The following is a 13256-nucleotide window of genomic DNA, read 5'->3' as shown; positions in this document are numbered from 1 at the left end:
CGCCGGAGCCAAGGTAAACCCGCAGGCCACCCAGCCTGCTCCCCGCACCCGCGGGGATGGTCCCGACCCGCTCGATGATCTGACCGACCTTGCGGCCTGCTCCCCGCACCCGCGGGGATGGTCCCAGCCCTCTCCTCCAGGTCGCGCCTGATCTCATCTGCTCCCCGCACCCGCGGGGATGGTCCCTCGTCCAGGCTCATCGGCCGCGGCTTCCCGTCCTGCTCCCCGCACCCGCGGGGATGGTCCCGGCCCGGCGATGCCTTGGCCCCAGCTGCGCGCCTGCTCCCCGCACCCGCGGGGATGGTCCCGGCTACCGCGAACTGGTCGAAGGCGAGCAGGTCTGCTCCCCGCACCCGCGGGGATGGTCCCTCGGCCATGAGCGCGGCCCGCTCTTTCGGTACCTGCTCCGCACCCGCGGGGATGGTCCCCCGACGGCCAAGCGCACGGGCGGTACCCGGTTCTGCTCCCCGCACCCGCGGGGATGGTCCCAACATCTTGGGCGACTTCGATATCCCGCCTGTCTACTCCCCGCACCCGCGGGGATGGTCCCGCCTTGGAGTCGTCACGGGCGGACCTCTCGGTCTGCTCCCCGCACCCCGCGGGGATGGGCGTCCGCCAGCCCCCGGCCGCCGCACGCCCCGTACGGCGATTGACGTACCCCCACGCCCCCATCCCGCCGTATTCGGGGGCGGCGTTTGGCGGTGGTGTGTCGATGTGTGTGTACGCCGGGTGCATGATGCCGGCGCTCGGGGAGGCGTCGCGCGCCGGGGTGTCGCGCCCGGGGGTGCTCATCGGCGCACCACAGCCAGCCTGCGGAGTTACACATTCCGTTTGCGCGGGGTCCGTGCTGGACACGGAGAATGCTTATGACAATCGTTGTCGATAGATGGCATGCTCGTCCTCCGCCCGTCCCGCGGTCAGACTCGGGGCCAGCACGCAGTCCTGCTCAGTTCCCTGCCTCCAGCCCCTTCGAGAGGACCAGGACCAGACCCGTATGAGCGAACCGCTGTATCTCGCACCACGCCTGGAGCCGCGGCCCGCGGCGCTGCTGGACTCCCCCGCCTTCCTCCACTCGCTGGTGACCGCCCTCGGCTCGCCGCTCAATGTCGTACTGCCGGACCAGATCGCCGACAACGTCTGCGGCTTCCGCGCCGTCTACGCCCGGCACCGGCTGGGCGGGCGCGTCCTCTACGCCCACAAGGCGAACCGTTCGAGCGCCCTGGTGCGCCGGATCGCCGCCACCGGTCCCGCCTCCGCCGTCGGGGTCGACGTCGCGTCGCTGGGCGAGCTCCAGCACGCCCTGGCCTGCGGCCTCACCCCGGACCGGATCGTCGCGACCGGCCCCAAGGACCCGGACTTCCTGTGGCTCGCCGCCCGCGCCGGGGTCACGGTCGCCGTGGACTCCCCCGCCGAACTGACCGCGCTGGCCGCGCTGGTGGAACGGTTCCGGCTGCCGCGCGTGCCCGTCCTGCCGCGGCTGTCCGGGTTCACCGCGCCCGGCACCCGCGTCCTGACCCGCCGCAGCCGCTTCGGCACCCCCGTCGACGATGCCGCCGCGCTGCTCGACCTGGTGGAGAAGCACCAGGAGAGCGTCGACCTCACCGGCGTCTCGTACCACCTCGACACGATGGGGCTCGCCGAGAAGGCCGTCGCCCTCGACGGCTGCCTGCTCGTCCTGGACGAGGCCCGCAGGCGCGGACTGCGGCCCCGCGCCGTCGACATCGGCGGCGGCTACGGCGTCGACTACCTCGCCGACGGCGCCCAGTGGGAGCGGTACACGACGGAGCTGACCCGCGCCCTGCTCGGCAAGCGCCCCCCGCTCACCTGGGAGGGCCACGGCTACGGGCTGCGCGGCGAGAACGGCACCCTGCGCGGCGCCCTGAGCGTCTACCCGCCCCACCGCCCCGTCGCCGGCGCCCGCTACCTCGACGAACTCCTCGCGCAGACCGCCCCGTCGCTGGGCCGCCCGCTGGCCACCCTGCTCCTGGAGAACCTGTACGACCTCCACACCGAGCCCGGCCGCGCGCTCACGGACCAGTGCGGGCTCACCCTCACCCGCGTGGTCGAGGTGCGGGTCACCGGGGACGGCGAGCGGCTGGTGCGGCTCGCGGCCAACGCCCGCGACATCGGCCTGGAGGACCACGGCCTCCTCCTCGACCCCGTGCTCCTGCCACCCGCGCCGGGGACGGCCGCGCACCGGGGAGGCGGGCCTGTCGGCGTGTACCTCCTCGGCAACCTCTGCCTGGAGTCCGACCTGATCACCCGGCGCCTGGTGTTCCTGGAGCGCGAACCGCGCCCCGGCGACCTGCTCGTCTTCGCCAACACCGCCGGGTACTTCATGGACTTCACCGCCGACCACGCCCTGCACCAGCCCGTCGCCCGCAAGGTCGCCGTGTACCGGGACGGCTGCGACGGGCCGTGGAGCTGGTGCCTCGACGAACAGTACTGGCCACACCTCACCGCGGGGGACGACGAATGAGGTACGAGCACATCACCGACGCCATCGGCGACACGCCCCTCGTCCGGATCGACCCCGAGGTCCACGGACTGCGCCACATCGACCTGTACGCCAAGCTGGAGATGCTCAACCCGTTCGGCTCCGTCAAGGACCGGGCCGCCTGGCGCATGGCCCGGCCGCACCTGGAGGAAGCCCGGCGGCAGGGGCGTACCGTCGTGGAGCTGTCCAGCGGCAACACCGCCAAGGCCCTCGCCGTCATCGCCGGCATGCACGGGCTGCCGTTCCGCAGCGTCACCAACCGGATGAAGGTCCCCGAGATCAAGGACCTGCTGCTGCTCCTGGGCGCCGAGATCGAGGAACTGCCCGGCCAGGCCGAATGCCTCGACCCGACCGCGACGGAAGATCCGCTCACCCGCATCCACCGGATGCTCACCGAGGACGACGGCAGCTACCTCCACACCGACCAGTACTACAACCCGGCCAACGCCGAGGCGCACGCGTCAGGCACCGGACCGGAGATCGTCAAGGACCTCGGCGGGACGGCGCCCGACTGGTTCGTGGCGTGCGTCGGCACCGCCGGTTCGTCCACCGGCGCCGCCCGCGCCCTGCGCGCCCACGACCCCGCGACCCGCGTCCTCGGGCTGGTCGCGCAGAAGGGCGACTTCGTCCCCGGCATCCGCAACATCGACGAGGTCCACGAGGTCGGCCTGTTCGACCCGGAGACGTACGACGCGCTGGAGGCCGTCTCCGCCGACGAGGCCATCGACGGGATGCTCACGCTCGTCCGCCGCTGCGGCATCCTCGGGGGGCCGACCGGCGGCGCCGCGTACTTCGGAGCCGTGCGGTATCTGCGGGAGCGGGACGCCGAGCTGGCCGAGGCCGGCGACGGGCGGCGCGGGACGGCCGTGTTCATCGTGTGCGACCGCGTCGAGAGCTATATGAGCTACGTGCGCCGGCGCCGCCCGGAGCTGCTGCGCCGGCCGCCCCGCCCCAACTCCCCCGCCACGCTCACCCCGCAGGAGCTGGCCGCGGTGCACGTCATCGGCGTCGAGGAGGCGCGGGCGTGGATCGCGACGGAACGGCCCGTCGTGGTCGACCTGCGCGGCTCGTTCGCCTTCGCCGCGCTGCACATCGAGGGCTCCGTCAACATCGTGGACGAGCTGTTCGAGGAACTGCTGCACGGCGGGCTGCCGTTCGGCAGGTCCCAGCCGGTGCTGCTGGTCTGCCCGGTCGGCGAGCAGTCCGTGACGTACGCGGCGCTCCTCACCCGCATGGGCCACCGCAACGTGCGCAGCCTCGCCGGCGGGGTGATCGCCTGGCGGGACGCGGGCGCGCCGATGGTGCGGGACTGAGGGGGGGGCCGCCGATGCGTACGACCTCCATGACGGGCACCGCCCCGGCCGCCGGGCTGCGCGAGTGGCAGCGGCCGCTGCGGGAGCAGTTCCCGATCGTCACCGGGCATCCGGGGCTCGCGTATCTCGACAGCGCGGCCACCGCGCAGAAGCCGAAGGCCGTGCTGGACGCCGTGCAGGCGTATCTGACCGGCTGCAACGCCAACGCCGGGCGCGGCACGTACACCTGGGCCAACCGCACCACGGCGCTGATCGAGGAGGCGAGGGAGCGGGTCAAGGCGTTCCTCGGCGACCCTGACCCGGACCGTTCCGGTGTGTGGTTCACCAGCGGCACGACCGAGGGGCTGCGGACCGTCGCCCGGGACTGGCTGGTGGGCGAGCTGAGCGACGGCGACGAGATCGTGGTGCCGTTCGCGGACCACGAGGCCAATCATCTGCCGTGGCTGGAGGCGCGGGACCTGCTCGCCGAGCGGGGCGTGCGGATCACCGTGCACCCGATGCCGTACCAGCAGGACTCGCGCGACTACGACGTCGAGGCGCTGGCCGCGCTGGCCGCGTCGGCCGGGGGGCGGCTGCGGTTCGTCGCGGTGACCCACGTCCACCATGTGTACGGCGCCGACATGAACGTCCACCGGGTGCGGGAGGCCGTCGGGCCGGACGCGGTGCTGTGCCTGGACGCGGCGCAGAGCGTGGGCCATCTGCCGGTGGACCTGGGCGCGCTGGACGTGGACTTCCTGGTGTTCTCCGGGCACAAGGCGATGGCCCTGCCGGGCACGGGCGCCGTGTGGGCGCGCGGGCTGCGCGGCCGCCCGTTCCGGCCGGGCGGCTGGCAGGGGACGCCCAACACGGCCGGGATAGTCAGCCTGCGGGCCGCGCTGGACTGGCTGGACGCGGCGGGCCCCGCGCGGATCGAGGAGTGGACGGTCGGGCTCGGCGTGCGCCTGACGGACGGGCTGAGCCGGCTCGACGCGTACGAGGTGCTGGGCTGTCCGCTGAGCCTGGCGGCCGACTCGACCGTGCAGCGCCGCCAGGGCCTGGTGACGTTCCGCCACCGCTCCATAGGCGCCAACGACCTGGGGTTCATCCTGGCCGCGCACGGGCTGCTGGTCCGCGCCGACGGGCTGTGCCAGGCGCGGGCGGGCGAGAGCGACGCCTCCGTGCGGGTCAGCCTGCACGTCTACAACACCCCCGAGGAGATCGACCGGCTCCTCGGGGTGCTGTCCGGCCTGGCCGACGACCGGCCGGGCGGGCGGCGCCAGCACGATTGAGCAAGGGAGCACGAGGAGACGATGTCCCGAGGGTTGATGTCGCGTCGGCTGACGGCCGAGCGGGCGGGCGAGTGGGTCCGCAGGTGGGACCTCCAGCAGGAGCGGTACGCGTGTGACCGGGAGGCCCGCTTCACGGTGATCGCCGATGTGGTGGAGACGGCGGTGGCGGGGGTGTCGCGGCCGCTCGTCGCCGACCTCGGCTGCGGTCCCGGTTCGCTCGCGGCCCGGCTGGCCGAGCGGCTGCCGCACGCCGAGGTGGTCGGCGTGGACACCGATCCGCTGCTCCTGGCGCTGGGCCGGGCGTACCACGGCGCCCAGGTGCGGTTCGCGGACGTGACGATCGGGGCGCCCGGCTGGCTGGCCCGGCTGGACCTGGGCCGGCCGCTGGACGCGGTGGTGTCGGCGACGGCGCTGCACTATCTGCCGGAGCCGGCGCTGCTGTCGGTGTACGGGCAGGTGCGGGAGTCGCTGCGGCCGGGCGGGGTGCTGGTCAACGGCGACCACCTGTTCCAGGAGCATCCGGCGGTGGCCGCGCTGGCCGAGGTGGTGGGCCGCCGCCACGCCGAGCGGCACGGGTCGGACGCCCACGAGGACTGGCGGGGCTGGTGGGAGGCGGCGGCCTCGGCGCCCGAACTGGCGGAGCCGCTGGCCGAGCGCGCCCGGCGCGGCCCGGGCGCGGGCGGCGACAACGGGCTGACCCTCCAGCGCCATGTGCGGCTCCTGCACCAGGCGGGCTTCGAGGCGACGGGGCCGGTCTGGCAGTACGGCCCGAGCTGCGTGCTGGTGGCGGTACGGGGCGACTGAGCGGGGCGCGGATGGCCGCGCCGGGGCCGGGGGGACGGTGCCGGGGCCGGGGCCGGGGACGGTGCCGGGGCCGGGGCCGGGGCCGGGGCCGGGGCCGGGGGGATGGTGCCGGGGCCGGGCGGGCCGAGGCCGGGGGGGACGGTGCCGGGACCGGGGGGACGGTGGCCGGGGTCGGGGCCGGGGGGACGGTGCCGGGTGGGCGCGGTGGACGGGCCGGGGCCGCGGGTCAGCCCGCCGCGCGGGCGCCGTCGGCGGTCTCGGCGCTCTCCACACGGGCGTCCGCGCCCGGCGGTGTGCCGCCGCGACGGCGCCCGGCGCGGATCACCAGATCGCGTACCCCGTCCACCGCCGGCTGCGTCCAGCGGGCGGTGAACGGGCCCAGCATGACCAGGATCAGCACGTACGCGGTGGTCAGCGGACCGATGCGGGGCTCGTAGCCGGCCGCCAGCCCGGCGATGACCACGGAGAACTCGCCGCGCGCGACCAGCGCCCCGCCCGCCCGGAGCCGGCCGCGCCGGCCCACCTCGGCGCGCCCCGCCGCGTACCAGCCGGTGGCGATCTTGGTGAGGGCGGTGACGGCGGCGAGGAGCAGCGCGGGCAGCAGGACCGGCGGGATGGACGAGGGCGCGGTCGACAGGCCGAAGAAGAGGAAGAACACGGCGGCGAACAGGTCGCGCAGCGGGGTCAGCAGGCGGCGGGCGCCCTCCGCGACCTCCCCCGACAGGGCGATGCCGACGAGGAACGCGCCGACGGCGGCGGACACCTGGAGTCGCTGGGCGACCCCGGCGACGAGGACCGTCATGCCGAGGACGACCAGGAGCAGCATCTCCGGGTTGTCGGAGGAGACGGCGCGGCTGATGTGGCGGCCATGGCGCAGCGCCAGGTAGAGGACGATGGCGACGGTGCCGAGGGAGATGAGCAGGGTGACGCTGCCGCCGGCGAGTCCGATCCCGGCGAGGAGCATCGTCAGCACCGGCAGGTACACGGCCATCGACAGGTCCTCCATGACGAGGAGGCCCAGGACGACGGGGGTTTCGCGGTTGCCGAGCCGCCCGAGGTCGGTGAGGACCTTGGCGACGACCCCGGACGACGAGACCCAGGTGACGCCGCCGAGGGCGACGGCGGCGATCGGCCCCCAGCCGAGGAGGAGCGCGGCGGCGGCGCCGGGCAGGGCGTTGAGGACGAAGTCGACGACGCCGGACGGGTACTGGGTGCGCAGGCTGCTGACGAGTTCGCCGGCGCTGTACTCCAGGCCGAGGAGGAGCAGCAGCAGGATCACGCCGATCTCGGCGCCGACCGCGACGAAGTCGCCGCTGGCGTGGAGGGGGACGATGCCGCCGTCCCCGACGGCCAGTCCGGCGAGGAGGTACAGGGGGATCGGGGAGAGCCCGACGCGTTCGGCGAACCGGCCGACGAGCCCGAGGACGAGGATGACCGCCCCGAGTTCGATGAGGAGCCCGGTCGTGTCGTGCACCGTCACTCCCCGCTGATGAGCGTGGCGAGCGCGTCGACGCCTTCGCGGGTGCCGACCACGACGAGGGTGTCGCCGATGGCGAGGCGGAAGTCGGGGCCGGGTGAGGGGTGGGCGCTGGTGCGCCGCAGGACGGCGACGATCGACGCGCCGGTGCGGGAGCGGGCCTTCGTGTCGCCGAGCAGCCGCCCCCCGTACGGGGAGCGGCTGGTGACGGGGATGTGCTCGGTGACGAGGTCGAGGCCGTCGGTGCGGATGCCGTCGACGGGGACGGGGTCGATGAGCTGGGCGAGGGCGGCGGCGTCCTCGGGGGTGAGGGGGACCGTCGCCTCGCACGCGTCGGGGTCGTCGGGGCGGTAGAAGCCGAGGAAGCGGCGGCCGTCGTGGTGGACGACGACGGAGAGGTGCCGTCCGTCCTCGGTGGTGAAGTCGTACTGCGTGCCGACGCCGGGCAGGGGGGTGCGACGCGTACTCATGACCGCGCCTCCGGGAGGGACGGGGATGACGGGCGGTGGCCGGTGGAGCGAGGAGCCTCACCCTATCAACAGATGTCCCTTATAGCCCTATATCGTCAGGTACGAGAATCGGGTGCCCTCCCGGCCGCGACGGGTTCAGACCTTCTTGAGCTCGGCCGCGCCGAAGGACACGTTGAAGCGGTCGCACCAGATGCTGACGCTCGTGTACCGGGAGAGGTCGGTGCCGGCGGGCAGCGCGTAGTTCTGGTCGCCCTTGTTGCCCTTGAGCTTGCCGAGGCTGACGTAGGCGCCGTCGTCGAAGACCTGCCAGCCGTCCTCGCCGTCGATGACCGGGGCGTCGGTCAGCCACACGTGCAGGTCCGGCCCGTTGTCCGTGTCGAGGCCCTCGATCCGCAGGACCTGCGAGCCGTCGGGCAGCGCCAGCACGCGCACCGTGCCGGTCGTGGGGTGCTCGTGGCTGATCATCTCGCCGGTCGCCAGCGTCCGGGGGCCGGCGTCGGCGGACGGCGGGGGCGACGCGGCCGGACCGCCGGGCGCTTCGGAGGGCACGGGCGCGGCGGGCGCCGACGCCGTCACCTCGGGCAGGGCGTCCCGTACGGTGTCGTCGGTCCACAGCTTCCACGGCTGGAACCAGTACAGCCCGAACCCCGCCGCCGCCAGGGCGACCACCAGCACGCCGATCACCAGGGGCCTGCTCGCCGCGCGTCTTCTCTCCGCCATCGCCGCCATCTCCTCGAAAAGTCCTCCGGGTCGCCCATTCAACGTGCGGCGCGACGCGGAAGTGCGCGGAACGGATCACGAAATGCTCACGTCCGATTCGTACAAGACCGGTGCGGGCGGCGGCTCGTACGGTGCGGGGCATGACCGTGACACCTCGTTTCGACGCCATCGGCCTGGTCGTCTCCGACATGGCCGCCTCGCTCGCCTTCTACCGCCGCCTCGGCCTGGACGTCCCGCCGGAGGCCGACTCCGCCCCGCACGCCGAGGCCGTGCTGCCGGGCGGCCTGCGCCTGATGTGGGACACGGAGGAGGCGGTACGCGCGTTCGACCCGGGCCTGCCGGACGCGCCCGCCGAAGGCCGGACGGCGCTCGCCTTCCGCTGCGGGGCGCCCGCGGAGGTCGACGCGCTGTACGGGGAGCTGACGGCGGCCGGGTACCGGGGCCACCTGCCGCCGTGGGACGCCCCGTGGGGGCAGCGTTACGCGGTGGTCCTCGACCCGGACGGGCGGGGCGTGGACCTGTTCGCCGACGCCGCGTAGTCCGCCGCGTACGCCGTGAGGGTCCGGCCCGTCAGGGCGCGGGTGTCGCGGGCCAGATGGGCCTGGTCGGTGTAGCCCGCGGCGGCGGCGACCTCCGCGTACGGGGTGCCGGCGCGGACCAGGGCGAGGGCCCGCTGGAGGCGCAGGACGCGGGCGAGGGTCTTCGGCCCGTACCCGAAGGCGTCCAGGGAGCGCCGGTGCAGCTGCCGCGCGCCGAGTCCGACCGCGTCGGCGGTGGCGGCGACGCTCCACCCGGCGTCCAGCCGTGCGGCGACGGCGCGGAGCAGCGGGTCGGGGCGGGGCGCCTCGGCCGCCAGGTGCAGGACTGCCTCCTCCAGCGCGACGGCCGGCCCCCCGAGCGGCGGCCCTGCGGGCGGCGGCCCGGCGGGCGGCGGTCCGGAGGCCGCCGTGGCCGTGGCGGCCGGTGCCCCGGCCGCGGCGCGGGCGAGGGCGGCGGTGACCCGGGCGGTCAGGCGGCGGGCGCGGGAGGCGGGCCACAGGTCGGCGAGGTCGACGCGCCGGTCGCGCAGCTCGTACGCCGGTACGCCCAGCAGCGCGGGCGCGTCGCCGGGCGCGAACCGGACGCCCGCCCAGTCGGCGCCCGGGTCCTCGGAGGCGTACGCCCGTGTGTCGGGGCCGGCGACGACGAGGCGGCCGCGCGACCACAGCAGGTCCATGCAGCCGTCGGGCAGGACGCTGCCCGCCCGGCCGTCCGGGCGCGCGCCGGTCACCGTCCACACGACCGCGCCGGCCAGCCGGGACGGCCGCTCGCGGTAGCGGGCGGTCAGTCCCGCTCCCCGTCGCCGTACCGCCGGTGCCGCTCCTGCCCCGCGGGCCCGTCGGCCGGCCGCTCGCCGGCGGGACCGGGCCCCGGGCGCGCGCCCGGGGCGGGCGGCTCCTTGGGCCGGCGGTCCTTCTCGGACTTCTCCCACTGGAGGCGCGCGCGTACGTCGTCCGGCGGCAGGAAGCGGGACCAGCGCTCGGGGAACTCCGACGGCATGTCGGGGTCGCCGGCGCCCTGGGTGCGGGCCACCAGGGCGGCGGCCTCGGCGGCGCGGGCCCGTTCGGTCTCGGCGCGGGCGGCGGCCGTGGCGACGGACGGCCACACCCGGTCGATGGCCGCGTTCACGGCGGCGCCCACGAGCACCGCGAACGCGGAGATGCCGATCCACAGCAGCACGGCGATCGGCGCCGCGAGGGAGCCGTAGATGGTGGGGCCCTCGACCGTCTGCGTCAGATAGATCCGCAGGACGAAGCTGCCCAGCACCCACATGCCGAGCGCCACCAGCGCGCCGGGCACGTCCTCGATCCACGGCGACCTGACGGGGACGGACACGTGGTACAGGGTCGTCAGGAAGGCCACCGAGAGCAGGATGACGACCGGCCAGTACAGGACGGTCACCACTTCCGTGCCGAACGGCACCACCTCCACCACCCGGTCCGGGCCGACCACCGCCAGCGGCAGCACGACCGCGCCGATCACCAGGGCGATCAGATAGAGGAGGAAGGCGAGCAGCCGGGTCGCGACGATGCCGCGGTGCCCGTCCAGCCCGTACATGACGGTGATCGTGTCGATGAAGACGTTCACCGCGCGCGACCCGGACCACAGGGCGATGGCGAAGCCGATGGAGATGACGTCGGGCCTGCCCCCGCGGGTGACGTCCTCCAGCAGCGGGCGGGCGATCTCGTTGACGCCCCGGTCGGAGAGGACCGTGCCGACGGCGGCGAGGATGTTCTTCTCGATGGACGCGACGGTCGTCGTGTTCGTCCAGTCGTCGATGTAGCCGAGGAGGCCGATCAGGCCGAGCATCAGCGGCGGCAGGGAAAGCAGGGTGAAGAACGCGGCTTCGGCGGCGAGCCCGAGGATGCGGTACTCGATGCAGGAGTTGACCGTGTCCTTCAGGAGGAGCCAGGCCAGCTTCCGCTTCGACACGTTCCGGTAGAGGACCCTGGCGCGGTGGAGCCGGCCCGGGGACGCGTCGGGGGACGCGGCCTGTCCTGCCGAGCCGTGGGTTCCGGCGGGGCCCCTGGCCGACTCGGGTGTTTCCTTTGCTGCCTGCACCTCCTTACCGTATCCGCATGGCAGCCACCACCCACACCGTGACCAACCAGCCTCCGCCCCTGGTCGGGTACGACGTGTTCAGCGCGGACCGGGTCCTGACCGAGGCGGTGGAACGACACCTTCCGCCCGAGCTGCGGGAGGAGGCCGTCAAGGAGCTGTCGTCCCTGGGCACCACCGCGGGGTCGGTGCAGGCGCAGTCCTGGGGCGCCCTCGCGAACGAGTTCCCGCCGCGGCTGCGCACCCACGACCGGTACGGCAACCGCATCGACGAGGTCGAGTTCCACCCCGCCTGGCACCGGCTCCTCGGCCACGCCGTCACCTCCGGGCTGACCGGCGCCTGGGGCCGCCCCGGCGGGCATGTGCGGCGCGCCGCCGGGTTCCTGGTGTGGTCGCAGACGGAGGCGGGGCACGGCTGCCCGGTCTCGATGACCCACGCGGCCGTACCGGCCCTGCGCACCGATCCGGAGCTGGCCGCCGAGTGGGAGCCCCGGCTCACGTCGAAGGTGTACGAGGGCGAGGAGCTGCTGCCGCCCGCGCGCAAGGCCGGCGCCCTCTTCGGGATGGGCATGACGGAGAAGCAGGGCGGCAGCGACGTCCGCGCCAACACGACCTCCGCGAAGCCGCTGGACGGCGAGGGCGAGTACCTGCTGACGGGTCACAAGTGGTTCTGCTCGGCGCCCATGTCGGACGGGTTCCTGGTGCTGGCGCAGGCGCCCGGCGGGCTGACGTGCTTCCTGCTGCCGAGGGTCCTGGACGACGGCACCCGCAACGTCTTCCGCATCCAGCGGCTGAAGGACAAGCTGGGCAACCGCTCCAACGCCTCCGCCGAGGTCGAGTTCGACGGGACGTGGGCGCGGCGGGTCGGCGAGGAGGGCCGGGGGGTGCGCACCATCATCGAGATGGTCGCCGCGACCCGGCTGGACTGCGTGCTCGGCTCGGCCGCGCTGATGCGGCAGGCCGTCGCCCAGGCCGTCCACCACACGGCGCACCGGAGCGCGTTCGGCGGCCTGCTGATCGACAAGCCGCTGATGCGCAACGTCCTGGCCGACCTGGCGCTGGAGTCCGAGGCGGCGACGGTCCTCGGGATGCGGCTGGCGGCCGCGTACGACGCGGTCGAGTCGGGCCGCCCCGCGGCGGGCGGGGGCAGCGCGGAGTCGGAGCGGGCGCTGCTGCGCCTGGCGGTCCCGGCCGCGAAGTACTGGGTGACGAAGCGGTGCACGCCGACGGTGGCGGAGGCGCTGGAGTGCCTGGGCGGCAACGGGTACGTGGAGGAGTCGGGCATGCCCCGGCTGCTGCGCGAATCGCCGCTCAACTCCATCTGGGAGGGCTCCGGCAACGTCCAGGCGCTGGACGTGCTGCGGGCGCTGCAGCGGGAGCCGGGCGCGCTGGACGCGTTCCTGCGGGAGGTCGGGCAGGCGCGCGGCGCGGACCACCGGCTGGACGCGGCCATCAAGGGCCTGCTGACGGAGCTGGCCGACCTGGACGGCATCGAGGCGCGGGCCCGGCGCCTGGTGGAGCGCATGGCGCTGGTGCTGCAGGGGTCGCTGCTGGTGCGGTGGGCGCCGCCGGAGGTCGCGGACGCCTTCTGCGCGTCCCGGCTGGGCGGCGACCGCGGGTCGGCGTTCGGGACGCTGCCGCACACGCTGGACCTGCGCGCCGTCGTGGAGCGGGCCAGGCCGTAGGGGTACGGGCGGTACGCCGGCCGGGCGTCAGGTCCGCGCGGGCGGCGCGCCGCCCGGCCCGAGGGTGGCCCTCGTGGCGCCGGCGCGGGTACGCGCGGGGGGCCGGGTACGCCGAGGCCGGTGCGGGCACGCCGAGGGGCCCGGTACGCCTGACGAGCGCGGGTACGCCGAGGGGCCGGGTACGCCTGACGGGCGCGGGTACGCCGAGGGGCGCGGGAGGCCGGTGCGGCGTCCCGCGCCCGGGCGGCGCGGGCGGGATGGTGCTGCGCCGACACGGCACCATCCCGTCGCGTACCGGCGTACCGGTACACGGCCACTCTTCTACGGCGCGGGGCCCCGCGCGAGGGTTGCAGGGGGTTGCAGCGGTGGCGTGTTCCATGCGGCCGCGGCCGGGAGGGCCGTACGGGCGGGGGATGATGGGGAG

At 74.9% G+C, this 13256-nt stretch carries 11 protein-coding genes and 1 CRISPR repeat array; of the genes, 6 read left to right on the top strand and 5 right to left on the bottom strand.

Features of this window, described 5'->3' with window-relative positions; all coding sequences use genetic code 11:
* Nucleotides 1–35: 35 nt before the first annotated feature.
* A CRISPR array of direct repeats spans nt 36–369; the repeat unit is 29 nt; unit sequence CTGCTCCCCGCACCCGCGGGGATGGTCCC.
* A gap of 625 nt (nt 370–994) precedes the next feature.
* From ACSUPT_RS24355 to ACSUPT_RS24340, 4 genes are read left to right on the top strand one after another with little or no spacing between them, the layout of a single operon-like run.
* Nucleotides 995–2479: an alanine racemase gene (locus ACSUPT_RS24355; protein ID WP_436945512.1), complete on the top strand. Its 1485-nt coding sequence runs from the start codon at nt 995–997 to the stop codon at nt 2477–2479.
* The gene (locus ACSUPT_RS24350) at nt 2476–3810 is read left to right on the top strand and encodes a pyridoxal-phosphate dependent enzyme (protein WP_351964829.1); all 1335 of its coding nucleotides are present in this window, start codon (nt 2476–2478) and stop codon (nt 3808–3810) included. Before ACSUPT_RS24355 ends, ACSUPT_RS24350 begins: the two co-directional genes overlap by 4 nt.
* Before the next feature lie 14 nt (nt 3811–3824).
* Nucleotides 3825–5078, top strand: a complete 1254-nt coding sequence (locus ACSUPT_RS24345) for an aminotransferase class V-fold PLP-dependent enzyme (protein WP_436945511.1) — start codon at nt 3825–3827, stop codon at nt 5076–5078.
* A 36-nt stretch (nt 5079–5114) separates the two neighbouring features.
* On the top strand, nt 5115–5882 hold the full coding sequence (locus ACSUPT_RS24340) for a class I SAM-dependent methyltransferase (protein WP_351964831.1): 768 nt from the start codon (nt 5115–5117) through the stop codon (nt 5880–5882).
* Nucleotides 5883–6108: 226 nt separating this feature from the next.
* Here the strand turns inward: ACSUPT_RS24340 and ACSUPT_RS24335 are convergent, their stop codons facing one another.
* The 3 genes from ACSUPT_RS24335 to ACSUPT_RS24325 form a co-directional block, all read right to left on the bottom strand.
* Nucleotides 6109–7356 carry a cation:proton antiporter gene (locus tag ACSUPT_RS24335; RefSeq protein WP_436945510.1) on the bottom strand — a complete coding sequence of 416 codons (1248 nt, stop codon included), beginning with the start codon at nt 7354–7356 and terminating at the stop codon, nt 6109–6111.
* A gap of 2 nt (nt 7357–7358) precedes the next feature.
* On the bottom strand, nt 7359–7829 hold the full coding sequence (locus tag ACSUPT_RS24330; protein WP_351964833.1) for a cation:proton antiporter regulatory subunit: 471 nt from the start codon (nt 7827–7829) through the stop codon (nt 7359–7361).
* A 135-nt stretch (nt 7830–7964) separates the two neighbouring features.
* Entirely contained in the window at nt 7965–8549 is a 585-nt protein-coding gene (locus tag ACSUPT_RS24325) for a DM13 domain-containing protein (protein ID WP_436945509.1), read from the bottom strand.
* Nucleotides 8550–8695: 146 nt separating this feature from the next.
* On the opposite strand from ACSUPT_RS24325, the gene ACSUPT_RS24320 reads away from it, so the two are divergent.
* Nucleotides 8696–9088 carry a VOC family protein gene (locus tag ACSUPT_RS24320; protein WP_351964960.1) on the top strand — a complete coding sequence of 131 codons (393 nt, stop codon included), beginning with the start codon at nt 8696–8698 and terminating at the stop codon, nt 9086–9088.
* Here the strand turns inward: ACSUPT_RS24320 and ACSUPT_RS24315 are convergent.
* Together ACSUPT_RS24315 and ACSUPT_RS24310 are read right to left on the bottom strand one after the other, a co-directional pair.
* On the bottom strand, nt 9028–9819 hold the full coding sequence (locus ACSUPT_RS24315; RefSeq protein WP_436945508.1) for a helix-turn-helix domain-containing protein: 792 nt from the start codon (nt 9817–9819) through the stop codon (nt 9028–9030). The genes ACSUPT_RS24320 and ACSUPT_RS24315 overlap by 61 nt on opposite strands.
* 53 nt (nt 9820–9872) lie before the next feature.
* Nucleotides 9873–11021: a YihY/virulence factor BrkB family protein gene (locus tag ACSUPT_RS24310; protein ID WP_351964962.1), complete on the bottom strand. Its 1149-nt coding sequence runs from the start codon at nt 11019–11021 to the stop codon at nt 9873–9875.
* A 146-nt stretch (nt 11022–11167) separates the two neighbouring features.
* Here ACSUPT_RS24310 and ACSUPT_RS24305 point away from each other — a divergent pair, with 146 nt between their 5' ends.
* Entirely contained in the window at nt 11168–12832 is a 1665-nt protein-coding gene (locus ACSUPT_RS24305) for an acyl-CoA dehydrogenase family protein (protein WP_351964835.1), read from the top strand.
* The last annotated feature ends 424 nt before the right edge of the window (nt 12833–13256 follow it).

It is taken from the genome of Streptomyces sp. SudanB25_2051 (genome assembly GCF_964272635.1).
Lineage (GTDB): Bacteria > Actinomycetota > Actinomycetes > Streptomycetales > Streptomycetaceae > Streptomyces.
The sequence above is the reverse complement of the archived record's forward strand: the minus strand, read 5'-3'. Positions and strand labels throughout refer to the sequence as shown.